Source organism: Kitasatospora sp. NPDC003701 (genome assembly GCF_053587085.1).
The window spans coordinates 13,585-36,512 of the sequence record NZ_JBSFNM010000073.1 but is presented as its reverse complement, the minus strand read 5'-3'; the positions used below and the strand labels follow the sequence as shown (position 1 = coordinate 36,512).

Sequence of the window (22,928 nt, the reverse complement as noted above, 5' to 3'; positions counted from 1 at the left end):
ACGCCCCGCTCGCAGTGGAGGCAGCCGTTGCTCCGTCCCGCTCACGAACCCCCTGAACCCCGGGCCTCTCACAGCCGCGACGAGTCTGCGCATCACCCCGGTGACGGTCGCGACCGTCACCGGGGTGTCAGGTGAGCGCGGTGTGATCGACGATCCGGCGGCAGCGGACCGTACTCCCGCAGGACCCCGTGCAAACGCGAAATGCGGGCCAGGATTGCTCCTGACCCGCATCTCCTCGCCGACCGTGCCGACGATCCTGCTGTGTCCGAGGGGGGACTTGAACCCCCACGCCCGATAAAGGGCACTAGCACCTCAAGCTAGCGCGTCTGCCATTCCGCCACCCGGACCGGGTGTTGTCTCTTCGGCCTCGTCGGCCGCGCTGACAGATGTAACTGTAGCAAAGATCGGCTTGCGCTCCCAAAACGGCTCCGGAGCAGCGGGCGGGGGCGGTGACCAGGGCAAGGGGTGCTCTGTGGCGGGGGTGTGACCAGGGGGTTTCGCGTCGTTTCCCGGGTGCCCGCGGGGTGGATACGGGTGGGGGGCTGGGGGAGGATGGGCGGACGTGCTCGTACGGCCCGGGTGCAGGTCCCGGGGGTGGCGCGCTGGTGCGTCGGTGCGGGGCTGAGACGAGGAGTGACCGTGAGCGAGCGGAGCGAGTCGGCGGCGGGGCGGGCGGCGGTGCCGAAGGTGACGGCCGAGTCGGAGGTCGCCGAGATCTGTCGCGACCTGATCCGGATCGACACCAGCAACTACGGCGACGGCTCCGGCCCGGGCGAGCGCAAGGCCGCCGAGTACGTGGCGGAGCAGCTCGCGGAGTTCGGTATCGAGCCGCAGATCTTCGAGTCCGCCAAGGGGCGGGCCTCGACGGTCGTCCGGATCGAGGGCGAGGACCGTTCGCGTCCGGGCCTGCTGATCCACGGGCACACCGACGTGGTGCCGGCCAACGCGGCGGACTGGACGCACGACCCGTTCTCCGGCGAGATCGCGGACGGCTGCGTCTGGGGGCGCGGCGCGGTCGACATGAAGGACATGGACGCGATGACGCTGGCCGTCGTGCGCGACCGCCTGCGGACCGGGCGCAAGCCCCCGCGGGACCTGGTGCTGGCCTTCGTGGCGGACGAGGAGGCGGGCGGCACGTACGGCGCCCGGTACCTGGTGGACAAGCACCCGGACCTCTTCGAAGGGGTGACCGAGGGCATCGGCGAGGTCGGCGGCTTCTCCTTCACCGTCAACGACCAGGTCCGGCTCTACCTGGTGGAGACGGCCGAGAAGGGCATGCACTGGATGCGGCTCACGGTCGAGGGCCGGGCCGGGCACGGATCGATGGAGAACGACGACAACGCCATCACCGAGCTGTGCGAGGCGGTGGCCCGGCTGGGGCGGCACACGTTCCCGCTGCGGATCACCAAGACCGTCCGCGCCTTCCTGGACGAGCTGTCGGACGCGCTCGGCGTGCGGCTCGACCCGGAGAACATGGACGAGACGCTGCGGGTGCTGGGCGGCATCGCCAAGATGATCGGCACCACGCTGCGCAACACCGCCCAGCCGACGATGCTCGGCGCCGGCTACAAGGTGAACGTGATCCCCGGGCAGGCGACCGCGCACGTGGACGGGCGCTTCCTGCCCGGCTACGAGGAGGAGTTCCTGGCCGAGCTGGACAGCGTGCTCGGCCCGCGCGTGAAGCGCGAGAGCCTGCACTCGGACAAGGCGATCGAGACCAGCTTCGACGGTGCGCTGGTCGAGGCGATGCAGAGCGCACTGCAGGCGGAGGACCCGATCGCGCGCGCCGTGCCGTACTGCCTCTCCGGCGGGACGGACGCCAAGTCGTTCCAGGACCTCGGCATCCGCTGCTTCGGCTTCGCGCCGCTGCAGCTGCCGCCGGAGCTGGACTTCGCCGGGATGTTCCACGGCGTGGACGAGCGGGTGCCGGTGGACGGGCTCAAGTTCGGCGTGCGGGTGCTGGACCGCTTCATCGACGCCTGCTGAACGACCGTCCCGCCCGCGGGACCGCGGCCCGCTCCCGGGGTTACCGGGGGCGGGCCGTCCGCATTGTCCGAGCTAATGATTAGGGAGGGCGAAACGGAGATCGAGAGAAACGATTCTGCATGAATCCACGCATCGACTGTCTGTGCGAGACATCACCGTTGCGGGTGAATGGGGAAAAGGTTCCGTACCCCGTTTGCCACACCGTCGTTCACTCCTATGCAGCCCGCCGAACGGGTTGCGTTGTCCATACAGGAGGAATGATGAAGGTCAAGAAGATCGCCGCTGTTGCCGCTGCCACCAGTGGCCTGGTGCTGGCCGCCGCCGGTGTCGCGTCCGCCCACGGCGGCGCCGCCGCCAACGGTGTGGCCGCCGGCTCCCCCGGCGTGGTTGCGGGCAACCAGGTGCAGATTCCCGTGCACATCCCGGTGAACCTCTGCGGCAACACCGTCAGCGTGATCGGCGTGCTGAACCCGGCGTTCGGCAACCACTGCGCCAACTTCTGAGCCGCGCCGCTCGTTCGAGCACGCGATGACCGCGTGATCGGTCGACGGGTCGACCGGCCGGTGTAGCACCGGCCGACAGGTCGACGGGCCGGTCATCGGATCGACTCACTCGGCCCCCGGGTGGCGGACGCGCCACGCCGGGGGCACTTGTGTGTCCGGAGCCGGCCGGGGGCGCGGAGGTCGGGGGCGCGGGGCCGGTCCGACGGGCGGTCGGCCGGTGGTGCTGTCCACCCCGTGTCGCCCTGTTCGAGATGTGTCGCTCGATCGGGTGAAGCGGGTTCTTTTGGCTCAACCTCGCCGCTTGCCCCTCGTTGTCCCCTGTGCACTCGAAGACCTTGCTCGTTATTCGGAAATTCCGACTTTCAGTAGGTCATCACGTCGTCTCGATACGTCAGGGGAAAATATGAGGAATGTAGCCAAGAAGGGGCTCCTCACGGCCGTGGCCACCGGCAGTGTCCTGGCCTCGACCGCCGGCTACGCCTACGCGGGCGCCGAGGCGCAGGGGGGCGCCGTCGGTTCACCGGGCGTGGCCTCCGGGAACTCGGTGCAGGTGCCGGTCGAGGTGCCGATCAACGCCTGCGGCAACACCGTCGATGTGATCGGCGTGCTGAACCCGGCGTACGGCAACCACTGCGCCAACGTCGGCGGGCACCCCGGCGGCGGCAGCGGCCAGAGCGCCTCGGGCGCCTCCGCCTCCGGCCCGGCGGCCGGCTCGCCCGGCGTGGCCTCCGGCAACAACGTCCAGGCGCCCGTGCACATCCCGGTCAACGCCTGCGGCAACTCGGTCGACGTGGTCGGCGTCGGCAACCCGGCCTTCGGGAACGCCTGCGGGAACGAGGGCCCGGTCGTGGCCACCCCGCCCGCCAAGCCGGACGAGGACTGCCCCGAGGGGCACGGCTCGCACAACCCGCCGCCGCCCGGCACCGGTCAGCCGTCCACCCCGCCGTCGCAGCACCCGGGCGGCGGTGAGACCACGCCCGGCAACCCCCGGACGGGCGGCCCGTCCACCGGCACCCCGGCGGGTAGCACCACCCCGGCGGGGACCACCACGACGAGCACGCCGGCGGCGACCACCGCGGCCGGCGGCGGTCAGAGCGGGCAGGCCGTGCCGGCCTCGGCTCGCACCGCCGCGCCGGAGGCGGCCGGGAGCGGCCAGCTGGCCTCGACCGGTGCGGGCGGCACCGAGCTGCTCGGCGCGGCCGGCCTCGCGCTGCTGCTCGGTGGAGGCGTGCTCTACCGTCGCGCCCGCGCCGGCGCACGCTGATCGGAGGCCGGGCGCCGGGCGAGGCATCCTCGCCCTGGGTGGGGCCCGCTCCCCGAGGGGTCGAAGCCTGAGGCGGCGCCCGTAGTGCCGCAGCATCCCGGGAGGGCCCGGCGGGGCTGCCGGCGGTAGCGGGCGCCGTGCGGGCCCGGTGGTGAGCGCCGGGTGCCCGCGGCCGTCGGTCGAACGGACGGTCGCGGGCACCCGGCGGCCGCGCCGCGCGGGAGAGCGCGCTGCGCCGAAGGTCGGAGGCCGGAGGTCGGAGCCGTGCCGAAGGCCGAGCAGCGTCGGCGCGGTCGCCGCGTCGGCGGGTGCTCACGAGGACGACCCGCGAGGCTACCCAGCGTGCACAGCCGCGCGCCCGCGAAGCCGGCACGCGATCCGGCAGGCGAGCGGCCGGGGGCGCGGGCGGGCCGGACCGATCAGCGCGCGGGGCCCGTCACCAGCTCCGGACCTGCCGGATGATCCGCCGCCGCAGCAGCACCGTTCGGCTTCCGTCGGGGAACAGCCGGAGTCTGTCCAGCTCCCAATGCCCGTATTCGGCATGCTCGGTGAGCAGTTGGCGCGCCGCGTTGCGGGAGGTGCCGCGCGGCATGCGCAGGGACTGGTACTCGTACTCCGGCTGCCGGACCGGCTTCGGTGGGGTCAAAACGCTCCTCCTGAGGGACACCTTCGGGCAAGCCTACGGCCTGCCTCCGACAACGGGCCCGGGTATTTTCGGCCGCCCTCCCGGCGGGCCCCGGACCCGTGCTCCTGACAGTGCATCAGTTCCGTTTCCACTGCGGACGGGATACCCCGATCACGGCTCGCGGAAGCGGCACGCGGACGGCCCGGCGGCGCCGGGTACGTGCGCCCTGCGCGGGCGTGCGCGGGTACAGAACCACGCGGATCGGACATCAGGGGGGAAGTTGCGGTGAAATCGCGGGTGTAGGTGACAACCGCTGTGCGTACCGACACCGCGGGGAGATAGCGTCTGCACCATGTCTGATGCCGCGCAGCCCACCATTGCCGAGGTACGCGCCGCCGCCGAGGCGGTCAAGGCCGCCATCGACCGTCATCTGGAAGCGGTGTCAAGCCCCAGCGCAGCGGACGATCCCGCTGTGTTCGCCGCCTACGAGCAGCTCGCGACGGCGGCCATCGCGTACGACCAACTCCTCTACGAGGTCTACGACGAGGTCACCCCGTTCGAGGTCCCCGGGGACGAGGGGCCGGGCGGATACCACGGCCCCGAGCAGCCCGAGGCGATCAGCGTGCTGATCCGCCGCGACTACCACGTGGTCGACCCGAAGCGGCTGCGCGCCCAGGCCGAGCGGCTGGACGACTCGCTGACCCCCGGCGGGGGCGGATCGGGCGAGGTGAACGCCGCCATCGGCGTGCTGTTCGGCGAGTACGAGCCGGACGAGATCGCCGCCCGGAGCGAGGAGTTCGGCCTGGAGGAGGGTGACTCCACGCTCTGGGTCGCCGCCGCCGAGCCGACCGAGCCGGGGGAGTGGCTGCCGGAGCCGTTCGAGCACGCCGACCCGCAGCTGCTGATCTGCCGGTTCGACGTCAGCGAGGTCTACGACGACGAGGACCCCGACGACTGACCCGGGCTGTTCCGTCCTGCCACCCGGGTTCCCGCCCTGCCACCGGGTTCCTGCCCTGTGACCCGGTCCCCGCCCTGCCGCCCCGCCCTGCCCGGGGCGGCAGGGCGGGGACCGGCGCCGGCCGGGCGCTCAGTGGCCGGCGGCCGCGCCGAGCTGCGCCATCAGCGTCAGGTTGTCCTCGATGTGCCAGTCCTCGGTGATCCGCACCGTGCCGACGTGCTGGATGTCGATCGCGTTGAACTCGACGCGCCGGCCATCGCCCTGCCGGCCGTCGTAGACGCCGCTGAAGTGGCCGCGGAAGACCAGCCGGGCGGTGATCCTGTCACCGGTGACCAGCAGGTCCGACAGCTCGCAGGTCAGATCCGGCACGGCGGCGCGGAAGGCGCGCGAGGCGAAGGCGGGGCCGGTGGGACCCTGCGGGCGGCCCGCCGGGAGCGTGTTGTCCCGGAAGTCCGGGGCGACGGCGGCGTCCAGGTGGCGCTGCTCACCGGTGTTCCAGAAGGTGTAGAGCTGCTGGGCGAGCCGGACTTCCTGGGCCGCCCGGCGGGTGCCGAGCGAGCCGTCGACGGTCAGCGCGCGCGGCTGGACGAGGCCGGGCGAGCGGTCGACCAGCCGCCAGGCCCGGTCGGTGGCGGGCCGGTCCGGTCCGTGGGCGGCGGCGGTGTTCGCGGCGGAGACGCCCACCGCGGTGAGGAGCAGGCCGGCGAGGCCGAGTGCGGCGGTGCGGAAACGCTTCTGCGAGCGCATGGTTTCGGACGTTTCCCTTCGGGTGCGGGCACCCGCACAGGTGGGTTGTGCGGTGCCGGTGGGGTGGGTGGGAGCTCAGAGCTGACGGAGCGCGCCGCCGTCGACGGCCCACTCGGCACCGGTGACCTGGCCGGCGAGCGGCGAGGCCAGGTAGGCGATCACCCGGGCCACGTCCTCGGGCGTGCCGAGCCGAGCGCTCGGCAGGCGCCGGACCTCCCGCACGAAGTGCTCGACGGCCGCCTCCACCGGCAGGCCGAAGCGGTCGGCGAGTTGCCCGGCGAAGCCGCCGGGCGCGTCCCAGAGCCGCGTCCTGGTCGGGCCGGGCGACACCACGTTGGACCGGACCCCGTGGACGCCGAACTCCACGGCGAGCGACTTGGAGAGCGAGAGCAGGGCGGTCTTGGCCGCGGCGTAGTCCACCAGCGGGCTGTCCGGCAGCCGGGCCGCCTCGCTGGCGACGTGCACCAGCGCGCCGCCCTCGCGCAGCAGCGCGGGCAGGGCGGCACGGCTCATCCGCACCGCGGCGTGGAAGTTGAGGTCGAAGGTGGCCAGCCACTGCTCGTCGGTGACCTCCAGGAAGCCTGCCCGGGCGTCCAGCCCGCCGACGTTGTTGACCAGCGCGTCCAGCCGTCCGTGCCGGGCCAGCACCCGCTCGACGACCCGGCCGGCCGCGCCGGGCTCCGTCACGTCGGCGGCCAGCGCCTCGACCCGCTCCCCGAGCTCCGCCACCCCCTCGGGCGACCGGGACACCCCGACCACCGTGGCGCCCTCGGCGGCGAGCAGCCGGACGGCGGCGGCGCCGATCCCGGCGGAGGCACCGGTGACGACGACCACCTTGCCAGTGAGCTGAAGATCCATGGGACAGCACTCCTCGGTTGCGTGGGGAACTGTCTCCACCCTCCGTCGACCTGGGAGTATGCGTCCAAGGCTTGATTTCTACCGGAGCCATGACCGTTGTCTATGGACGGCTCCCGACCCGGCCCCGCGGTAGCCGGCGGACCTCCGCTCCGACGGCGCGAGGCCAGGACGGCGCGAGGCCAGGACGGCGTGGCGTCAGGACCGAGCGGACAGCAGGGCCGGGGCCGGGCCGGCGCGGGCGTCAGGGCGTGGCGCCGAAGTCGACGTCCTCGGTGGCGACCGTCCCGGCGGTCCGCCCGGGCGCCGTCTGGTACGTCCAGTACAGGTTGGTGTGGGCGATGACCTGGGCAGGCGGCGGCGCCCCCCAGGCGGTCTGGTCCTCGGTCGTGTGGGCATCGGCGACCAGGACCGCGTCGTAACCCCGGACGAGGGCGCCGTGGAGGGTCGAGCGGATGCATTGGTCGGTCTGCGCGCCGACGACGACGAGCCGGCCGATGCCGAGACCCGACAGCACCGTCTCCAGGGCGGTGTCCTCGAAGGAGTCGCCGTAGTTCTTCCCGACCAGCGGCTCGGTCCCGCCCGGCGTCAGCTCGGGGACGATCCGCCAGCCGTCGCTCTCCGGCACCAGGTCCGCGTCGGAGTGCTGGACCCAGATGACGGGGACCGTTTCGCGGCGGGCCTTCGCCACCAGGCGGCCGATGTTGGCGACGACCGCGTCGCGCTCGTGGGCTCCCTCGACGACGCCGTTCTGCACGTCGACGACGAGCAGCGCGGTGTGCGGACGGCCTTCGAGTGTGGTCATGCTCTCCCCTTTGCCCGTAGCCGGCCACCGGTGGTGGCCCCGGAACACCGTAGAGCCACCCCCTGACAGGGCCGGCCGGGCAGTGGAGCGGGTGGCCCGGTCGACGAGGCACGTCGCCGACCGGGCCACCCGGGGCGCCGCACAGGGCGCCGGACCGGTCCTAGGAGGACTCGGCGGCGTTCTCGGCGAGGATCGCCCGCAGCCGGGTGGTGCGGGGCGGGGCCGGGCGCTCGGCGACGGCCTGCGGGAGGGCCGGGCCGGCCGCGTGGACCACCGAGAGGTGGCGCTCGCCGCGGCCGAACGCGGTGTAGACCCACTGGCGGGTGAGGGCGGCGCCCGCGTCCTCGGGGAGGACGACGACCGCGCCCGGCCAGCGGCGGCCGACCGCCTGGTGGACGGTCAGCGCCCAGCCGTGCCGCAGCCGACCGGCCTCGGCCGGCGGGACGCTGCGGCGCGAGCCGTCCGGGTACTCCAGGTGCAGGCCGGCCGCGTCGCCGTCGAGCACCCGGGCGGGGCGGACGACGCCGGGGGCGGGGGAGTCCACCACCCGGTCGCCCGGGTCGAAGCCGCCGAAGCGGCCCGGGCCGGGGTTGAGGCGGGCCTTCGCGGCGGCGTTCAGCGCCCGGGTCCCGGCGGCGCCGCCGTGGCCGGGGGTCAGCAGCACCACCTGCTCGGCGGGGATGCCGAGCGCGCGCGGGATGGAGTCGGTGAGCAGCTGGATGGCGCGGTGGACGGCCTCGCCGCCGTCCTTGGCGGTCAGGATGACCACCTCCTTGTCCGGCGCCTCCACCGGCTGGAGCTCGCCGATGCCGATGCCGGAGACCAGTTCGCCGATCGGACCGAAGTCCGGGGTGCGGGAGGCCACCGAGGGGCAGACCTTGGCGGCCAGCAGGTCGGCGAAGAACCGGCCCGGGCCGGCCGACCAGAGCTGACCCGGGTCGCCGCTCAGGACCAGCCGGGTGCCGTCGGCGAGCGACTCCAGCAGGGTGGCGGCCAGCTCGACGTCCAGCAGCGGGGCGTCCAGCACGACGAGGACGTCGAGCGCGAGCGTGCCGTCCGAGGAGCGGCCGGGGCCGGTCGCACCGGACAGCAGCTCGGCCAGGGTGGCGACGGACACCGGGCCGTCGGCGAGCGCGGCGAGGCTGTCCCGGCCCTGCTCGGTCCAGGTGGCGGCCCAGGCGCGCAGGCCGAGACCGGCGGCGGCGCGCACCAGGGCGACCGGCTCGGCGCGGGCCGCCTCGCCACCCGTGTGGGTGACCAGGGCGCTTGCCGCGACGGCCCGGACGAGAGCGGTCGCCGAGGAGGACGACGCCGCGACGGCGGCCGCCTCCCAGGCGGCCGGGCCGGGCGCGACGGGCGCACCCGCGGGGTCGGAGCCGTCGCCGGCCTCCTCCCCCTCGCCCTCGACCGGCGCGTTCGCCGTAGCGGCCTCGCCGGCCTCGGCGCCGTCGCCCTCCTCGCCGGCCTCGGCGCCGTCGCTCTCCTCGGCGGTCCCGCCGTCGCCCTCGGCCTCGTCCACTCCCGGGACGAAGGTGGACATCAGGCGGACCAGCCCGTCGGCCAGGCTCTCCTCCGCCAGCGCCAGCCGCTCCAGCGCGAGCACCGTGCGGGTCGGCGGCTCGTCGTCCTCGTCGCCGCCCGCGCCGTGCGCCTCGGCGCCGGTCAGCTCCTCCTGGAAGGGCATCGCCCGGCCGTCGACCACGGCCGACTGCAGCGCGGCGGCCGGGTCCGGCAGGCCGAGGCGTTCCAGCCCGGCCGTCACCTCGCCGATCTCCACGGCGGAGTGGCCGCGCAGGGTGGCCTGCTCCAGCAGCCACGGCACCAGGGCCTGGGCCCGGCGCGGGTCGCCCGGGCCGGCGGCGGGGCCGAGCAGCCCGCGGGCGAACCCGTCCGCGTGCTCGGGCCGGACACCGGGCAGGGCCAGCACGGCCCACGGGTCGGCGCGCAACTCCTCGGCGGCGGCGTCGCCGAACGCGGCCACGGCGGCGGGCGCGAGGTCGGTGGGTGCGCCGCCCGCGGCGAGCACCTCGGCGGTGGCCCGCAGGGCCTGCGCGCGCTGCTCGTCCGTCTCGGCCCGGAGCTGGGCGGGGCGGGCGGCGGCCGGCGCCCCGGGTGCGTCGGGGGCACCCGCCGGGGTCTCCGGGGAGCCCGCCGGGCGGCTCGACTGCTGCCCGACCACCCGGATCGCCTCCGCCAGCGCCGCCACGGCGGCCGCCTTGTCGGGGCCGTCCGTACCCGGGGCCGCCGAGGTCTCCTCCGGAGCGCCGTTCTCCGTGTCACTCATCGTTCGCTCCAAGAAAGGTCACTCCACTGCTGGGGCGCCGACCGTGCCGAGCCCCGGGGAGGCGGCCGGGTGCGGCCGCCACCGCGGCACGCGCGGTCGGCACGGTCGGGTCCGGCCCGGCCGGATCAGGTCGAGCCGGGTCGGTCACGTCGTCATCAGCCATCAGTCGTCAGCAGCTGTCGGTCATCGGTCGTCGGTCGTCGAGATCCGGCCGCACCGGGGGGCGGCGCAGCCCTAGAGCTCGCTCCACCCCTGGTCCGGATAGCGGTGGACCGGCGACGAGATGTCGTCGAGCGCACCGCGGATCTCACCCGGAAGCGTAAGCGCCTCCACCGACAGTGCCGACTGCAGCTGTGCCACCGTCCGCGCCCCGACCAGCGCGCTCGCCACGCCGGGCCGGTCCCGCACCCAGGCGAGCGCCACCGCGAGCGGGCTGCTGGCCAGCCCGTCGGCGGCGGTGGCGACGGCGTCCACGATCCGCCGCGAGCGCTCCCCGAGGTACGGCTGGACGAAGCCGGACAGGTACGGCGAGGCGCCGCGCGAATCCTGCGGGACTCCGTGCCGGTACTTGCCGGTGAGCACGCCGCGGCCGAGCGGCGAGGAGGCGAGCAGCCCGACGCCCGCCTCCTCGGCGGCGGGCAGCGCCTCCCGTTCGATGCCGCGCTGGAGCAGCGAGTACTCCAGCTGCGCGCCGGCCAGCGGCACCCGGCCGTGGTGGGCGCGCTGCCAGGTGGCGGCCCGCGCGAGCTGCCAGCCGCTGTAGTCGCAGACGCCGACGTACCGGGCGCGACCGGAGGCGACGGCGATGTCCAGGGCGCTGAGCGTCTCCTCGACCGGGGTCGACGGGTCGAAGGCGTGCACCTGCCACAGGTCGACGTAGTCCGTGCCGAGCCGGCGCAGCGAGGCGTCGAGGGCGGCGAGCAGGTGGCCGCGCGAACCGTCGAAGCGGCGGGGGGAGTCGGGGACGCTGCCCGCCTTGGTGGCGATGACCAGTTCGGAGCGGGGGATCAGGTTGTCGGTCAGCCGGGAGAGCAGGTACTCGGCGCCGCCGTCGCCGTAGACGTCGGCGGTGTCGACGAGGTTGCCGCCCGCGTCGACGAACTCCTTGAGCTGATCGGCGGCCTCGTGCTCGTCGGTGTCGCGGCCCCAGGTCATGGTTCCGAGACCGAGCCGGGAGACCTGCAGCCCGGTACGGCCGAGGTGGCGCTTTTCCATCGGACGGGCCCTCCACTGGCCGACAACACCTGATACCGCTGATACCGCTCGTCTTGCTGAACCGCTGGAACGGCTGATGCCGCTCGTACCGCTGAAACCACTCGTCCTGCTGAAACCGCTCGTGCCGCCGACACCGCTCGTGCCGCCGACACCGCTTGTGCCGCCGACACCGCCTGTGCCACTCGGACCGCTCACCCCGTCCGCGCGGCCCACGCGGCCCGCGCCGCCCGGACCGGTGGCGCACCGGAATCCGGCGGTATCGGCGGGCCCGGCAAACGCGCAGGTGGGAAGAGGCGTCCCCACGTCGGCTGAGCGTAGCGGCCGGTGCCCGGGCAGGTGTGCAGACCCGCAGAACGATCACCACCCGACCGGCCGATCCGGATGTGGCCCAGCCCATAGCTACCGGCCAGTAGCATTGCCGCCGGACGTGCGGTTACCCTCACGGACAACCCGACTGGAAGGCATGGCAGATGCGACTCGGTATCAACCTCGGCTACTGGGGACTCGGCATGGACGCCGACAACACCGCCGTCGCCCAGGAGGCGGACCGGCTCGGCTACTCGGTCTGCTGGGCCGCCGAGGCCTACGGCTCGGACGCCGCCACCGTGCTGTCCTACGTCGCCGCCAAGACCGAGCGGATCGACGTCGGCTCGGCCATCTTCCAGATCCCGGCCCGCACGCCGACGATGACCGCGATGACGGCGGCCACCCTGGACACCCTCTCGGGCGGACGCTTCCGGCTCGGCCTCGGCGTCTCCGGCCCGCAGGTCTCCGAGGGCTGGTACGGCGTGAAGTTCGACAAGCCGCTGGCCCGCACCCGCGAGTACGTGGAGATCATCCGCAAGGCGATGTCCCGCGAGCGGCTGGTCCACGAGGGGGCGAACTGGACGCTGCCGCTGCCCGGCGGGCCCGGCAAGCCGATCAAGCTCACCGTGCACCCGGTGCGCGAGCACATCCCGCTGTACATCGCCGCGATCGGGCCGAAGAACCTGGAGCAGACCGGCGAGATCGCCGACGGCTGGCTCGGCATCTTCTTCTCGCCCGAGCACGCCGCGCTCTCCCTGGACCCGCTGCGGGCCGGCCGGGCCAAGGCCGGGAAGGCCCTGGACGAGGACTTCGACCTCTGCCCGACCGTCACCATCGCGGTCGGCGACGACGTCAAGGCCGGGGTCGACTCCCAGCGCTCCTACGCCGCGCTCTACATCGGCGGCATGGGCAGCAAGGAGAAGAACTTCTACAACCAGCTCACCCGGCGGATGGGCTACGAGCAGGCGGCGGACGAGATCCAGGAGAAGTACCTGGCCAGGGACTACGAGGGCGCCGCGGCCGCCGTGCCGCACGACCTGATCGACGCCACCTCGCTGGTCGGCGACACCGCCCGGATCGCGGACCGGATGCAGGCCTACGCCGACGCGGGCGTCACCACGCTCACCCTGGCGCCGGCCGGGTTCACCCTGGAGGAGCGGGTCAAGGCGCTGCGCACCGGCGTCGAGGCGATGGAGCGTGCCGGGCTGGCGTGATCCGGGCGCCCGCGGGCGCGGGCCCACGCCCGCGCCCCGTCGCGCTACAGCCAGTCGTGCCGCTTGAACACCCGGTGCAGCACCGTGCAGACCGCCACCATCAGTGCCACCGCCGCCGGGTAGCCCCAGGGCTGGCGCAGTTCGGGCATGTGCTCGAAGTTCATCCCGTACACGCCCGCGATCATGGTCGGTACGGCGGCCAGCGCCGCCCAGGCCGAGATCTTCCGCATGTCGTTGTTCTGCTGCACGCTGACCTGCGCCAGGTTGGCGCTCAGGATGTCGGAGAGCAGCCGGTCCATGCCCTCGACCTGGTCGTTGGCCTTGGCGAGGTGGTCGGCGACGTCCCGCAGGTACGGCAGCGCCTCGGGGCGGACGAACGGCACGCCGCCGCGCTCCAGCCGCAGCATCGGGTCCAGCAGCGGGCCGGTCGCCCGGCGGACGGTCACCAGCTGGCGCTTGTAGCCGTAGATCCGCCCGGCGGTGTCGCGGCCGATCCGGGTCGGGGCGAAGACGTCGGCCTCCAGCTCGTCGAGGTCGGCCTGGAGCCCGACGGCCACGTCGACGTACCCGTCCACCACCAGGTCGCAGACCGAGTGCAGGACGGCGCTCGGCCCGAACCTCAGCAGGTCCGGCTGCCGCTCCAGGTCCTCCCGGAGCTCGCCGAGCGGGTTGTCGGCGCCGTGCCGGACCGTCATCACGAAGTCCTCGCCGACGAAGAGCATCACCTCGCCGCTGGTCACCGCGTGCCCGCCGGGGTGGTAGCCGAGCGTCTTGAGCGCGACGAACAGCGAGCCCTGGTAGGCCTCCACCTTCGGGCGCTGGTGCGCGCTGACGGCGTCCTCGACGGCCAGCGGGTGCAGTGAGAACTCCTCGCTGACCCGGTCGAGTTCCTCGACGGTCGGCTCGAAGAGGCCTATCCACACGAAGCTGCCCTTGCCGGCCGCCCGCGCGGCGGTGAGGGCGCCGGTGTAGTCCTCGGGCGCCTCGATCCGGCGGCCGTCGCGGTAGATGGCGCAATGGACGATCATGCGGGCCATTCTGGCCCCTCGACGGCCGCGACGACGGCACATCGGCCAGCGTGAGGATTCGGCGCACCGGCCTCACCGGCTCCTCCTCCGGCCCCCGCCGGCCCGCTCCCGCCCTCGCCGGCCCGCTCCCGCCCCCGCCGGCTCGCCACGGCGCCCGGACCGGACCGAGCAGGCGAACCAGGCCGACCAGCAGCGCAGGCAGTGCAGGCAGAGCAGGGCGGACCGGGCCGAGCAGGCCCGCCGACCGGACAGCGGCAGCGGGCGGCGACGGCGGCCGGGCCCCACGGGCCGCCCGCGAGGCCTTACGCTGGGCCCCATGCCCACGCTGCTGCTCGTCCGCCACGGCCGATCCACCGCGAACACCGCCGGAATCCTGGCCGGTTGGACCCCCGGAGTGGACCTCGACGACACCGGGCGCGAGCAGGCCGCCGCGCTGGCCGGCCGGCTCGCCGCCGTCCCGCTGGTGCAGGCCGTCAGCAGCCCGCTGGACCGCTGCCGGCAGACCCTGGAGCCGCTGCTCGCCGTCCGGCCCGAACTCGCGGCGCTCGCCGAGGACGAGCGCCTCGGGGAGTGCCACTACGGCGAGTGGACCGGCCGCCCGCTCGGCGAACTGGCCAAGGAGCCGCTCTGGCGCACCGTCCAGGACCACGCCGCGGCCGCCGCCTTCCCGGGCGGCGAGTCCCTGCGCGAGCTGAGCCACCGCACGGTGAACGCGGTCCGCGAGTGGAACGCGAAGATCGCCGCCGAGCACGGCGAGGACGCGGTCTGGCTCGCGTGCTCGCACGGTGACGTGATCAAGGCGGTGGTGGCCGACGCACTCGGCCTGCACCTCGACCACTTCCAGCGGATCAGCGTCGAGCCCTGCTCGGTCACCGCGATCCGCTACACCCCGCAGCGACCCTTCGTGCTGAGAATGGGCGACACGGGCGACCTCACCTCGCTCGCGCCGAAGCCGAGCGGCGGCGGGCACGGCGGCGGGGCCGCGACCCCGGCCGGGGACGCGGTGGTCGGCGGCACGGCCTGACCGACCGCCCCGGCGACGGCACCGGCCCGGCGACCGCCGCGCGGAGCCGCCACCGGCCGGTCCCGGCCGCCACGGCCCGCAGGCCCCGCCGACGCCGCCGGACCCCCCGTCACCGGCTCGGCTCCCCGGGCCGGGCCCGGAGGTCGTAGGGTGACTAGCGAGCCTGCCGCGACCCGGCCCACCGGTGTCCGGGGGGCCGGACCCGTCCGACAGACAACCGCCGGACGCCCGACCGAACGACCGCACGACACCACACGACCCACACGACATACGACGATCGAAACGATCCGGAGCGAGAGCGTGCCCCGTCAGGTCTTCTTCTACGACCAGCCCGAACGGTTCGTCGCCGGCACCGTCGGCCAGCCCGGCGCCCGGGCGTTCTACCTGCAGGCCAGCGCCCGGGGGCGGATCACCAGCGTGCTGCTGGAGAAGACCCAGGTGGCCGCGCTCGCCGAGCGGATCGAGGAGGTCCTCGACGAGGCCCTGCGGCGCAGCGGCGGCGACTCCGCGATCCCCGCCGCCGCTCCGGTGGACCTGCTCGACACCGCGCCGCTGGACCTGCCGCTGGAGCAGGAGTTCCGGGTCGGCACGATGGCCCTGGCCTGGGACAGCATCGACAGCTGCCTGGTCGTCGAGGCGCAGGCGGTGATCGAGGAGGAAGAGGGCGAGGACGCCGCCGAGACCGTCTTCGAGGACGACGAGAACGGCCCGGACATGCTGCGGGTGCGGCTCTCCGGCGCGATGGCCCGGGTGTTCGCCAAGCGGGCGCTGGACCTCGTCGCGGCCGGCCGCAAGCCCTGCCCGTTCTGCAACCTGCCGCTCGACCCGGAGGGCCACCTGTGCCCGCGCGCGAACGGGTACCGGCGCTGAACACCGAGACCGCACCGCAGGCGGACCCGGTGGCCGGTGCCGCCCTGGCCGCGGACGTGCCGACCGCGCTGCGCCTGCTGCGCGAGGGCGCACTGACCGTCCACGGCCGGCTCACCGACGCCTCCAACGCCGCGCTGTACTGCAGCGTCACCCTGGACGGGCCGGACGGACCGACCGCGCAGGCCGTCTACAAGCCGGTGGCCGGTGAGCGCCCGCTCTGGGACTTCCCGGACGGCACGCTGGCCGGCCGCGAGGTCGCCGCGTACGAGCTCGCCGCCGCCACCGGCTGGGCGCCGATCCCGCCCACCGTGCTGCGCGACGGCCCGCACGGGCCCGGCATGGTGCAGCTCTGGGTGGAGCCCGACCCGCAGGCCGACCCGCTGCTCGCCCTGCAGGACCCGCGCGGAGCCGAGGACGGCTGGCTGCCGATCGTGCGCGCCGAGGTCGGCGACGGCCGGACGGCGCTGCTGGTCCACCCCGACGACGAGCGGCTGCGCCGGCTCGCCGTGCTGGACGCGGTGCTCAACAACGCGGACCGCAAGGGCGGCCACCTGATCGCCGCCGCCGACGGCCGGATCTACGGCATCGACCACGGCGTCACCTTCAACACCGAGGGCAAGCTGCGCACCCTGCTCTGGGGCTGGGCCGGCGCGCCGCTGACGGCGGAGGCGCTGGAGGTGCTGGGCGGCCTCGCCGAGCAGCTGGACGGCGCGCTCGGCGAGCTGCTCGCCCCGCACCTGACCGCCGCCGAGCTGACCGCCACCCGCGAGCGGGTCGCCGAGCTGCTCCGCACCGGCCGCCACCCGCTGCCGTCGCAGGACTGGCCGTCCATCCCCTGGCCGCCCATCTAGGCCTCCGGACCAGCCAGCCCGGCTCAGCCCTGCCCGGGCCGGCCGGGTCGGGCAGGCCGGCCCTGCCCGGCCCGGACCGCGGCCACCGGACCCGGCCTGCAATGGTCTGGACCGGTACGGCGGCTCGGCCGCAGACTGCTCCGATGGACGAGCGACGGACCACCCCCCACCTGGACCTGCCGCTGCATCGCTTACAGGTCCCGCTGCCGCATCTGCTCCCGTTCGCGATCGGCAGCTTCGACGCCATCGGCCCGCTCTCCCGCGCGGGCTTCCCCCACCGGCACTCCTTCTACGAGATCGTCTACGTCACCGGCGGCCGCGGCGCCCACGTCCTGGACCTGGTCCACCGGACGCTGCAGCCCCCGCAGTTGTGCGTGATCGCGCCCGGCCAGGTGCACTACTGGGCCGACGCGGACGGCCTGACCGGCCAGGTCGTCCTCTTCAACGAGGACTTCCTGCTCTCCCATCCCGAGGACCTCGCCGCGCTCCGCGGCCTGTCCGCCCGGCCGGCCCTGGCCCTGGGCGAACACGCCGGGCCGATCGCCGCGTTGCTGGCCGACATGGAGCAGGAGTACCGGACGCGGCCGGCCGGCTACCCCGGCGTGCTGCGGGCCAGCCTGCACATCCTGGTCGTCCGGGCGTTGCGCGCCTGTGCCCCGGGCGCGGACGGCGCGGCGCCCGGCCGGGTGAGCGAACTGGCCGCCGCCTTCGGCCGGTTGATCGCCGACCCGGGCGGGTTGCACCGCTCGGTGGCCTCCTGCGCCCAGGAGTTGGGTGTCTCGCCGGGGCATCTGCAGACCCTGGTGAAGCAGGCCACCGGCTGCACACCCGGCCGGCTGATCCGCCAGCAGCAGACACTGGAGGCGAAACGGCTGCTGGCATCGACGGAACTGACGATCCGCCAGGTCTCCCGGGAGGCCGGATTCGGCGATCCGGCGTACTTCTGCCGCTTCTTCCGGCGGGAGACCGGGATGACGCCGGGGGAGTTCCGGGCCCGGGTCGGAGGAAATCACCACGATCCCCGGATCATGTCCATCGCGGCGGCCCCGGGGGGCCCGTAGCTTGGCTGTTGGCCGCCGATGGCCGGCCCGTACGGAACGGGCGGGTCGTCGGCCCGGTCCTTGTCATGCCCCCACCATGACAAGGGCCGCCCCCCACACCGGCGCCACCCCCACACCGGCACCACCCCCACACCCCCACACCCCCACCGAAGGAGTCGGCGCATGCCCGCGTCCGAAGAGCCCACCCGGCCGGAGGGCCTGTTCGACCGCCGGATCAGCCGCAAGACCGTCCTCAAGGCGGCCGCGGCCCTCGGCACGGCCCCGCTGCTGATCGGCGGCGGCGTCGCGCTGGCCCGCGACCGGGCCGGCACCGGCGAGGCACCCGGCCTCACCCCCGCCTGCCACGACGGCGACGAACCGACGATCGAGCAGACCGAGGGCCCCTACTTCAAGCCGAACTCCCCGCTGCGGACCTCGCTGATCACCGACAGCACCCCCGGCACCCGGCTCACCGTGAGCGGCTACGTCTTCGGCCGGGCCTGCCTGCCGATCTCCGGCGTGCTGCTCGACTTCTGGCAGGCCGACGTCAACGGCGCCTACGACAACACCGGCTTCGCCTTCCGCGGTCACCAGTTCACCAACGCCCAGGGGGCGTTCACCCTCACCACCATCGTGCCGGGCCTGTACCCGGGCCGCACCCGGCACATCCACGTCAAGCTCCAGGCGCCCGGCCGCCCGGTGCTCACCACCCAGCTCTACTTCCCCGGCGAGCCGCGCAACAGCACCGACACCATCTACGACGCCCGGCTGCTGATGAACGTCCGCCAGGTCGGCTCGGCGAAGGAGGGCACCTACGACTTCGTCCTGAACGTGCCGCAGACGCCCACCACGCCGCCGACCACGCCGCCGACCACCACCCCGCCCACCACGCCCCCGACCACCCCGCCCGGCGGCACCTGGACCGCCGGCACGCTCTACAACGCGGGCGACCGCGTCACCTACGCCGGCGCCTCCTACCGCTGCCTCCAGGGGCACACCGCCATCACCGGCTGGGAGCCGCCGAACGTGCCGGCCCTCTGGCAGCGGCTGTAGCGGCTCCAGCCGCGTCCCCCAGGGGGTCGGGCGCCCGGTCGGCGGCAGGGCCGGCCGGGCGCTCATCCGCCTGCCCGGAACCGGGCGCTCCGGCGGGCGGACCACGTCAAGCGCCGGTCTCTATCAGTCCAGAAGCGCTCAGGCAACGATAGGAAGCGAATCCAGTCGATCTTGCGCACTGGTTAGGCTTTCAAATGTTCGCGCGGTTAAAGTCATTCCCATGCATGCCTGGCCCGCCTCCGAGGTTCCCGCCCTGCCTGGTCAGGGGCTCCCCCTTCGTATCCACGACACCGCCGCGGGCTGTATCCGCGAGGTCGTCCCGCAGGACGGCACCGCCCGGATCTACGTCTGCGGCATCACCCCCTACGACGCGACCCACATGGGCCACGCCGCCACGTACAACGCGTTCGACCTGGTGCAGCGTGTGTGGAGGGACGCCGGCCACGACGTCCTGTACGTGCAGAACGTCACCGACGTGGACGACCCGCTGCTGGCGCGGGCGATCGAGACCGGCCAGGACTGGGTGGCCCTCGCCGAGCGCGAGACCGCGCTCTTCCGCGAGGACATGACCGCCCTGCGGCTGCTCCCGCCGGCCCACTACATCGGTGCCGTCGAGTCGATCCCGTGGATCGTCCCGCTGGTCCAGAAGCTGCTGGCGAGCGGCGCCGCCTACAAGGTGGACGAGGACGTCTACTTCTCGATCGAGTCGGAGCCGCACTTCGGCGAGGTGTCCGGCCTGACCCGGGAGGCCATGCGTTCGATCTTCGCCGAGCGCGGCGGAGACCCGGACCGCCCCGGCAAGCGGCACCCGCTGGACGCCCTGCTCTGGCTCGCCGCCCGCCCGGGCGAGCCCGCCTGGGACACCGAGCTCGGCCACGGCCGCCCCGGCTGGCACATCGAGTGCGTCGCGATCGCCCTGCAGTTCCTCGGCATGTCCTTCGACATCCAGGGCGGCGGCAGCGACCTCTCCTTCCCGCACCACGAGATGGGCGCCGCACACGCCCAGGTCGCCACCGGCGGTCACCCGTACGCCCAGGCGTACGTGCACGCGGGCATGGTCGGCCTGGACGGCCACAAGATGTCCAAGTCCCGCGGCAACCTGGTCTTCGTCTCGGCGCTGCGCCGCGAGGGCGTCGACCCGGCGGCGATCCGCCTCGCCCTGCTCTCGCACCACTACCGCGAGGACTGGGAGTGGACCAAGGCCACCCTGGACGAGGCCGTCGAGCGCCTCGCCCGCTGGCGCGCCGCGGTCTCCCGCCCGGACGGCCCGCCGGCCGAGGCCCTGCTCGCCGAGGTCCGGGAGGCGCTCGCGCACGACCTGGACGCGCCCGCGGCGCTGGCCGCGGTCGACCGCTGGGCCGCCGGCCAGGAGGCCGGGGGCGGCACGGACATCGGCGCGCCCGGCCTGGTCTCCCGCACGGTGGACGCGCTGCTCGGCATCGCGCTGTAGGACCGCACGCGGCAGAACGCACGAAGGGGCGCCGGGACCAGTGGTCCCGGCGCCCCTTCGGCGATCCGGCGGGGAGGGTCAGTCCTCCTCGCCGCCGTCCTGGCTCTCCCGGGCGGCCGGCGGCTCGGGATCGCTCGGCCGCTCCGCCGTGGCATGCCCGGCGACCGGCTTCTCACCGGCCGGCCCGACGTTCTCCCGGCGCCGCAGATAGCGCTCGAACTCGCGGGCGATCGCGTCGCCCGAGGCCTCCGGCAGCTCGGCGGTGTCCTGCGCCTCCTCCAGCTGCTGGACGTACTCGGCCACCTCGGTGTCCTCGGCGGCCAGCTGGTCCACGCCCAGCTGCCAGGCCCGGGAGTCCTCGCCGAGCTCGCCCGGCGGGATGCGCAGGTCCAGCAGGTCCTCCAGCTTGTTGATCAGCGCGAGCGTGGCCTTCGGGTTCGGCGGCTGCGCGACGTAGTGCGGCACCGCTGCCCAGAGCGTCACGGCCGGCACCCCGGCGTGCGTGCAGGCCTCCTGGAGCACTCCGACGATCCCGGTCGGGCCCTCGTAGCGGCTCTCCTCCAGGTCCAGCCGCTGGGCCAGCTCCGGGTCGGAGGTGACCCCGCTGACCGGGACCGGGCGGCTGTGCGGGGTGTCCCCGAGCAGCGCGCCCAGGATCACCACCAGCTCGATGCCCAGCTCGTGCGCGAAGCCGAGCAGCTCGTTGCAGAACGAGCGCCAGCGCATGCTGGGCTCGATGCCGCGCACCAGGACGATGTCCCGGGTCGTGGGCTCGGTCACCCGGACCACCGAGAGCCGGGTGGTCGGCCAGGTGATCCGGCGGATGCCGCCGTCCAGCCAGACCGTGGGCCGGTTGACCTGGAAGTCGTAGTAGTCCTCGGCGTCCAGGGCGGCGAACACCTTGCCGCCCCAGGTCTCGTCCAGATGCGCCACGGCCGCCGAGGCGGCGTCCCCGGCGTCGTTCCAGCCCTCGAAGGCGCAGACCATCACCGGGTCGATCAACTCGGGAACATCTTCCAACTCGATCACCCAGCGTCTCCCTCCGGTCGGCGGACGGACGTACCCCGCCCCGGCTGGCCTGCCGAGGCGCCGGCGGGCCGGCTGCCGACTGTCGAACCTCTCGTCACCCATGGAACGCCTCGCTCCATGGTCCCTACCTGCCCAGCCTACGGGCTTTGATGCGCCGCCCGGCCGGGCACCGGGACAGTCTGGGGGAGCGGGACGCCGGGATCCAGCGGTTATCGCCGCGGCGGGTTCCGGGCCGTCCGGGGCGGCGCCCCGGACGGTGACGGCACGGCCCCGGGCGCCTGCCGGGGCCCGGGGCGGTTCAGCGCGGCCCGGTCGCCGCGGTGACGGCCGGCAGGTAGCCGAGGGACTGTCCGTCGGGGGTGGGGTGGAAGGACTCCCAGAGCCGGGGGAGCGTGATGCCGGTGATCCACTCCTGTCCCGCACCCGCGCAGACCCCGTGGCCCTCGAACGCCGTCCGGACGTCCGCGAAGGCGAATCCGTGCGCGTCGGCCTGCCGGCGGATCAGCTCGTCCAGCTCGTCGGTGAGCGTGTTGAACCGCTGGCGGCGCGCGTCGGTGCCGATCAGGCAGGTGGTGCCGGTGCGCAGCAGGTGCGGGTAGCCGGTGACCACCACCCGGGCGGCGGGGGCGGCGGCGCGTACCGCGTCGTAGAGGGCGGAGAGCCGGCCGGGGAGCTCCTCGCGCAGCAGGCGGCCGGACTCGTCCAGCGTGGCGGCGCAGCGGGCCTCGGTGGTCAGCGGCTGGAGGCAGTCGACGGCGGCCCCGGCGAAGCCGAGGTCGTTGCCGCCGACGGTCAGGGTGAGCACGGTGGTGTCCGCGCCGACCTGCGGCAGCTGCCCGCTCCGGACGTCCGCGGTGGTGGCCCCGTTGCACGCGGCGGCGAGGAACCCGGTGGCGCCGTGGTCGGCGGCCCAGAGCGCCGGGTAGGCGTTGGCGCTGCGGTGGCAGTCCCCGGCGGCCGGGTCGTAGGCGCCGGCCGCGACCCCGGCGGCGTAGGAGTCGCCCAGTGCGGCGTACCGGGGCGGGGTGTCGGCGGGCGCGGCGACGGCGGGGGCGGCGCAGAGGAGGAGCGGGACGGCGGCCAGGGCGGCCAGGAAGGGGTGGCGCTGCACGGCGGTTCTCCGGAGGTCCGGGCGGCCGGGCGCGGTCCGCCTCGGCCCATCGGGCACGGATCGTATCGGAGTGGTGACGCAGAGTCGTGCCGCGCCCGTGCGGCGGGGCGGCGCGATGATGGAGGAAGGGGCCGGACGGCGGGTGTGAGGAGCCGGGCGGATGGACGGACGGCGGTGGATCGGTGCCGGCGCGGTGATGGCCGCCGGGGCCGCGGCGGTGGTGGTGGCGGCGCTGGCGGCGGGCCGGCGCCTGCCGGTGGAGCACGTGAGCGAGGGCGGTCTGGAGCTGGCCCAGCCGCCGGGCGCGGTGTGGGACGTCCTGACCGACGTCGACCTCTATCCGGCGTGGCGCCCGGGCCTGTCCCACGTCGAGCGGCTGCCGGCCGGGGCCGGCGGCCGGGCCCGCTGGCGCGAGTACGGCCGGCACGGCCACACCACCTACGAGGTGGTGGAGAGCGAGGCCCCGCACCGTCTGGTGACCGGCGTCGCCGACCCGGACCTCCCCTACGGCGGCACCTGGACGCTCGTGCTGACGCCGGCCGGCGGGGGCTGCTCGCTGACGGTCACCGAGCGCGGTGAGGTGTACCGGCCGTTCCACCGCGCCGTCTCGCACTACGTGCTGGGCGAGAGCGTCGCCGTCCGGCGCTACCTGGGCGCCCTCGCGCACCGGATGGCGTAGCCGGGCCCGCCGCGGCCGGGCGCCCCGTCGT

General features: G+C 74.5%; 21 protein-coding genes and 1 tRNA gene. 12 read left to right on the top strand and 10 right to left on the bottom strand.

Annotated elements, in window-relative coordinates; genetic code table 11:
- Window positions 1-262: 262 nt before the first annotated feature.
- Window positions 263-347: transfer RNA gene (locus ACWDRR_RS38925), tRNA-Leu, on the bottom strand.
- A 292-nt stretch (window positions 348-639) separates the two neighbouring features.
- Here ACWDRR_RS38925 and ACWDRR_RS38920 point away from each other — a divergent pair.
- The 3 genes from ACWDRR_RS38920 to ACWDRR_RS38910 all read left to right on the top strand — a co-directional run bounded on the left by ACWDRR_RS38920 (window position 640) and on the right by ACWDRR_RS38910 (window position 3,753).
- Window positions 640-1,986 carry a M20/M25/M40 family metallo-hydrolase gene (locus ACWDRR_RS38920; RefSeq protein WP_449777019.1) on the top strand — a complete coding sequence of 449 codons (1,347 nt, stop codon included), beginning with the start codon at window positions 640-642 and terminating at the stop codon, window positions 1,984-1,986.
- Window positions 1,987-2,246: 260 nt separating this feature from the next.
- The gene (locus tag ACWDRR_RS38915) at window positions 2,247-2,489 is read left to right on the top strand and encodes a chaplin (protein WP_380393546.1); all 243 of its coding nucleotides are present in this window, start codon (window positions 2,247-2,249) and stop codon (window positions 2,487-2,489) included.
- 403 nt (window positions 2,490-2,892) lie between these two features.
- On the top strand, window positions 2,893-3,753 hold the full coding sequence (locus tag ACWDRR_RS38910; protein WP_449777018.1) for a chaplin family protein: 861 nt from the start codon (window positions 2,893-2,895) through the stop codon (window positions 3,751-3,753).
- Window positions 3,754-4,189: 436 nt separating this feature from the next.
- On the opposite strand, the gene ACWDRR_RS38905 is transcribed toward ACWDRR_RS38910, so the two are convergent.
- On the bottom strand, window positions 4,190-4,399 hold the full coding sequence (locus tag ACWDRR_RS38905; RefSeq protein ID WP_363608817.1) for a DUF5703 family protein: 210 nt from the start codon (window positions 4,397-4,399) through the stop codon (window positions 4,190-4,192).
- A 331-nt stretch (window positions 4,400-4,730) separates the two neighbouring features.
- Between ACWDRR_RS38905 and ACWDRR_RS38900 the strand changes: the two genes are divergently transcribed.
- Complete coding sequence (locus ACWDRR_RS38900; RefSeq protein WP_449777017.1) at window positions 4,731-5,336, top strand: hypothetical protein; 606 nt, start codon at window positions 4,731-4,733, stop codon at window positions 5,334-5,336.
- A 129-nt stretch (window positions 5,337-5,465) separates the two neighbouring features.
- Here ACWDRR_RS38900 and ACWDRR_RS38895 read toward each other — a convergent pair whose 3' ends face one another.
- From ACWDRR_RS38895 to ACWDRR_RS38875, 5 genes are all read right to left on the bottom strand, one after another.
- The gene (locus ACWDRR_RS38895) at window positions 5,466-6,083 is read right to left on the bottom strand and encodes an ester cyclase (protein ID WP_449777016.1); all 618 of its coding nucleotides are present in this window, start codon (window positions 6,081-6,083) and stop codon (window positions 5,466-5,468) included.
- 75 nt (window positions 6,084-6,158) lie between these two features.
- The gene (locus ACWDRR_RS38890) at window positions 6,159-6,941 is read right to left on the bottom strand and encodes an SDR family NAD(P)-dependent oxidoreductase (protein WP_449777015.1); all 783 of its coding nucleotides are present in this window, start codon (window positions 6,939-6,941) and stop codon (window positions 6,159-6,161) included.
- A 241-nt stretch (window positions 6,942-7,182) separates the two neighbouring features.
- Window positions 7,183-7,743, bottom strand: coding sequence for a cysteine hydrolase family protein (locus ACWDRR_RS38885; RefSeq protein WP_449777014.1), 561 nt, complete (start codon window positions 7,741-7,743; stop codon window positions 7,183-7,185).
- Between the two features lie 160 nt (window positions 7,744-7,903).
- Complete coding sequence (locus ACWDRR_RS38880) at window positions 7,904-10,027, bottom strand: helix-hairpin-helix domain-containing protein (RefSeq protein WP_449777013.1); 2,124 nt, start codon at window positions 10,025-10,027, stop codon at window positions 7,904-7,906.
- Between the two features lie 234 nt (window positions 10,028-10,261).
- Entirely contained in the window at window positions 10,262-11,242 is a 981-nt protein-coding gene (locus tag ACWDRR_RS38875; protein ID WP_449777012.1) for an aldo/keto reductase, read from the bottom strand.
- Window positions 11,243-11,712: 470 nt separating this feature from the next.
- Between ACWDRR_RS38875 and ACWDRR_RS38870 the strand changes: the two genes are divergently transcribed.
- Window positions 11,713-12,762 carry an LLM class F420-dependent oxidoreductase gene (locus ACWDRR_RS38870; RefSeq protein ID WP_449777011.1) on the top strand — a complete coding sequence of 350 codons (1,050 nt, stop codon included), beginning with the start codon at window positions 11,713-11,715 and terminating at the stop codon, window positions 12,760-12,762.
- Window positions 12,763-12,806: 44 nt separating this feature from the next.
- Here ACWDRR_RS38870 and ACWDRR_RS38865 read toward each other — a convergent pair whose 3' ends face one another.
- Window positions 12,807-13,799, bottom strand: coding sequence for a magnesium and cobalt transport protein CorA (locus ACWDRR_RS38865; protein ID WP_449777010.1), 993 nt, complete (start codon window positions 13,797-13,799; stop codon window positions 12,807-12,809).
- Window positions 13,800-14,106: 307 nt separating this feature from the next.
- On the opposite strand from ACWDRR_RS38865, the gene ACWDRR_RS38860 reads away from it, so the two are divergent.
- The 6 genes from ACWDRR_RS38860 (at window position 14,107) to mshC (ending at window position 20,078) form a co-directional block, all read left to right on the top strand.
- On the top strand, window positions 14,107-14,814 hold the full coding sequence (locus ACWDRR_RS38860) for a histidine phosphatase family protein (protein ID WP_449777009.1): 708 nt from the start codon (window positions 14,107-14,109) through the stop codon (window positions 14,812-14,814).
- Window positions 14,815-15,114: 300 nt separating this feature from the next.
- Entirely contained in the window at window positions 15,115-15,684 is a 570-nt protein-coding gene (locus tag ACWDRR_RS38855) for a DUF3090 domain-containing protein (protein WP_449777008.1), read from the top strand.
- Window positions 15,654-16,535, top strand: a complete 882-nt coding sequence (locus tag ACWDRR_RS38850) for an SCO1664 family protein (protein WP_449777007.1) — start codon at window positions 15,654-15,656, stop codon at window positions 16,533-16,535. Before ACWDRR_RS38855 ends, ACWDRR_RS38850 begins: the two co-directional genes overlap by 31 nt.
- 143 nt (window positions 16,536-16,678) lie before the next feature.
- The gene (locus tag ACWDRR_RS38845) at window positions 16,679-17,596 is read left to right on the top strand and encodes a helix-turn-helix domain-containing protein (protein WP_449777006.1); all 918 of its coding nucleotides are present in this window, start codon (window positions 16,679-16,681) and stop codon (window positions 17,594-17,596) included.
- 162 nt (window positions 17,597-17,758) lie between these two features.
- Complete coding sequence (locus ACWDRR_RS38840) at window positions 17,759-18,628, top strand: dioxygenase family protein (protein ID WP_449777005.1); 870 nt, start codon at window positions 17,759-17,761, stop codon at window positions 18,626-18,628.
- 220 nt (window positions 18,629-18,848) lie between these two features.
- Window positions 18,849-20,078: a cysteine--1-D-myo-inosityl 2-amino-2-deoxy-alpha-D-glucopyranoside ligase gene (gene mshC / locus ACWDRR_RS38835; protein ID WP_449777004.1), complete on the top strand. Its 1,230-nt coding sequence runs from the start codon at window positions 18,849-18,851 to the stop codon at window positions 20,076-20,078.
- Between the two features lie 78 nt (window positions 20,079-20,156).
- Here the strand turns inward: mshC and ACWDRR_RS38830 are convergent, their stop codons facing one another.
- Window positions 20,157-21,107, bottom strand: a complete 951-nt coding sequence (locus tag ACWDRR_RS38830; protein WP_449777003.1) for a PAC2 family protein — start codon at window positions 21,105-21,107, stop codon at window positions 20,157-20,159.
- Between the two features lie 298 nt (window positions 21,108-21,405).
- Complete coding sequence (locus ACWDRR_RS38825) at window positions 21,406-22,218, bottom strand: SGNH/GDSL hydrolase family protein (RefSeq protein WP_449777002.1); 813 nt, start codon at window positions 22,216-22,218, stop codon at window positions 21,406-21,408.
- A 160-nt stretch (window positions 22,219-22,378) separates the two neighbouring features.
- Between ACWDRR_RS38825 and ACWDRR_RS38820 the strand changes: the two genes are divergently transcribed.
- Window positions 22,379-22,897, top strand: a complete 519-nt coding sequence (locus ACWDRR_RS38820) for an SRPBCC family protein (RefSeq protein WP_449777001.1) — start codon at window positions 22,379-22,381, stop codon at window positions 22,895-22,897.
- The last annotated feature ends 31 nt before the right edge of the window (window positions 22,898-22,928 follow it).

What these genes read in the sequence shown, in the direction of transcription:
- ACWDRR_RS38910 (WP_449777018.1), top strand. Translation starts at nt 2,893, where the DNA reads ATGAGGAATGTAGCCAAGAAGGGGCTCCTCACGGCCGTGGCCACCGGC.
- ACWDRR_RS38890 (WP_449777015.1), bottom strand. Translation starts at nt 6,941, where the DNA reads ATGGATCTTCAGCTCACTGGCAAGGTGGTCGTCGTCACCGGTGCCTCC.
- ACWDRR_RS38870 (WP_449777011.1), top strand. Translation starts at nt 11,713, where the DNA reads ATGCGACTCGGTATCAACCTCGGCTACTGGGGACTCGGCATGGACGCC.
- mshC (WP_449777004.1), top strand. Translation starts at nt 18,849, where the DNA reads ATGCATGCCTGGCCCGCCTCCGAGGTTCCCGCCCTGCCTGGTCAGGGG.
- ACWDRR_RS38865 (WP_449777010.1), bottom strand. Translation starts at nt 13,799, where the DNA reads ATGGCCCGCATGATCGTCCATTGCGCCATCTACCGCGACGGCCGCCGG.
- ACWDRR_RS38915 (WP_380393546.1), top strand. Translation starts at nt 2,247, where the DNA reads ATGAAGGTCAAGAAGATCGCCGCTGTTGCCGCTGCCACCAGTGGCCTG.
- ACWDRR_RS38840 (WP_449777005.1), top strand. Translation starts at nt 17,759, where the DNA reads ATGCCCGCGTCCGAAGAGCCCACCCGGCCGGAGGGCCTGTTCGACCGC.
- ACWDRR_RS38895 (WP_449777016.1), bottom strand. Translation starts at nt 6,083, where the DNA reads ATGCGCTCGCAGAAGCGTTTCCGCACCGCCGCACTCGGCCTCGCCGGC.
- ACWDRR_RS38880 (WP_449777013.1), bottom strand. Translation starts at nt 10,027, where the DNA reads ATGAGTGACACGGAGAACGGCGCTCCGGAGGAGACCTCGGCGGCCCCG.
- ACWDRR_RS38860 (WP_449777009.1), top strand. Translation starts at nt 14,107, where the DNA reads ATGCCCACGCTGCTGCTCGTCCGCCACGGCCGATCCACCGCGAACACC.
- ACWDRR_RS38900 (WP_449777017.1), top strand. Translation starts at nt 4,731, where the DNA reads ATGTCTGATGCCGCGCAGCCCACCATTGCCGAGGTACGCGCCGCCGCC.
- ACWDRR_RS38845 (WP_449777006.1), top strand. Translation starts at nt 16,679, where the DNA reads ATGGACGAGCGACGGACCACCCCCCACCTGGACCTGCCGCTGCATCGC.
- ACWDRR_RS38820 (WP_449777001.1), top strand. Translation starts at nt 22,379, where the DNA reads ATGGACGGACGGCGGTGGATCGGTGCCGGCGCGGTGATGGCCGCCGGG.
- ACWDRR_RS38875 (WP_449777012.1), bottom strand. Translation starts at nt 11,242, where the DNA reads ATGGAAAAGCGCCACCTCGGCCGTACCGGGCTGCAGGTCTCCCGGCTC.
- ACWDRR_RS38885 (WP_449777014.1), bottom strand. Translation starts at nt 7,743, where the DNA reads ATGACCACACTCGAAGGCCGTCCGCACACCGCGCTGCTCGTCGTCGAC.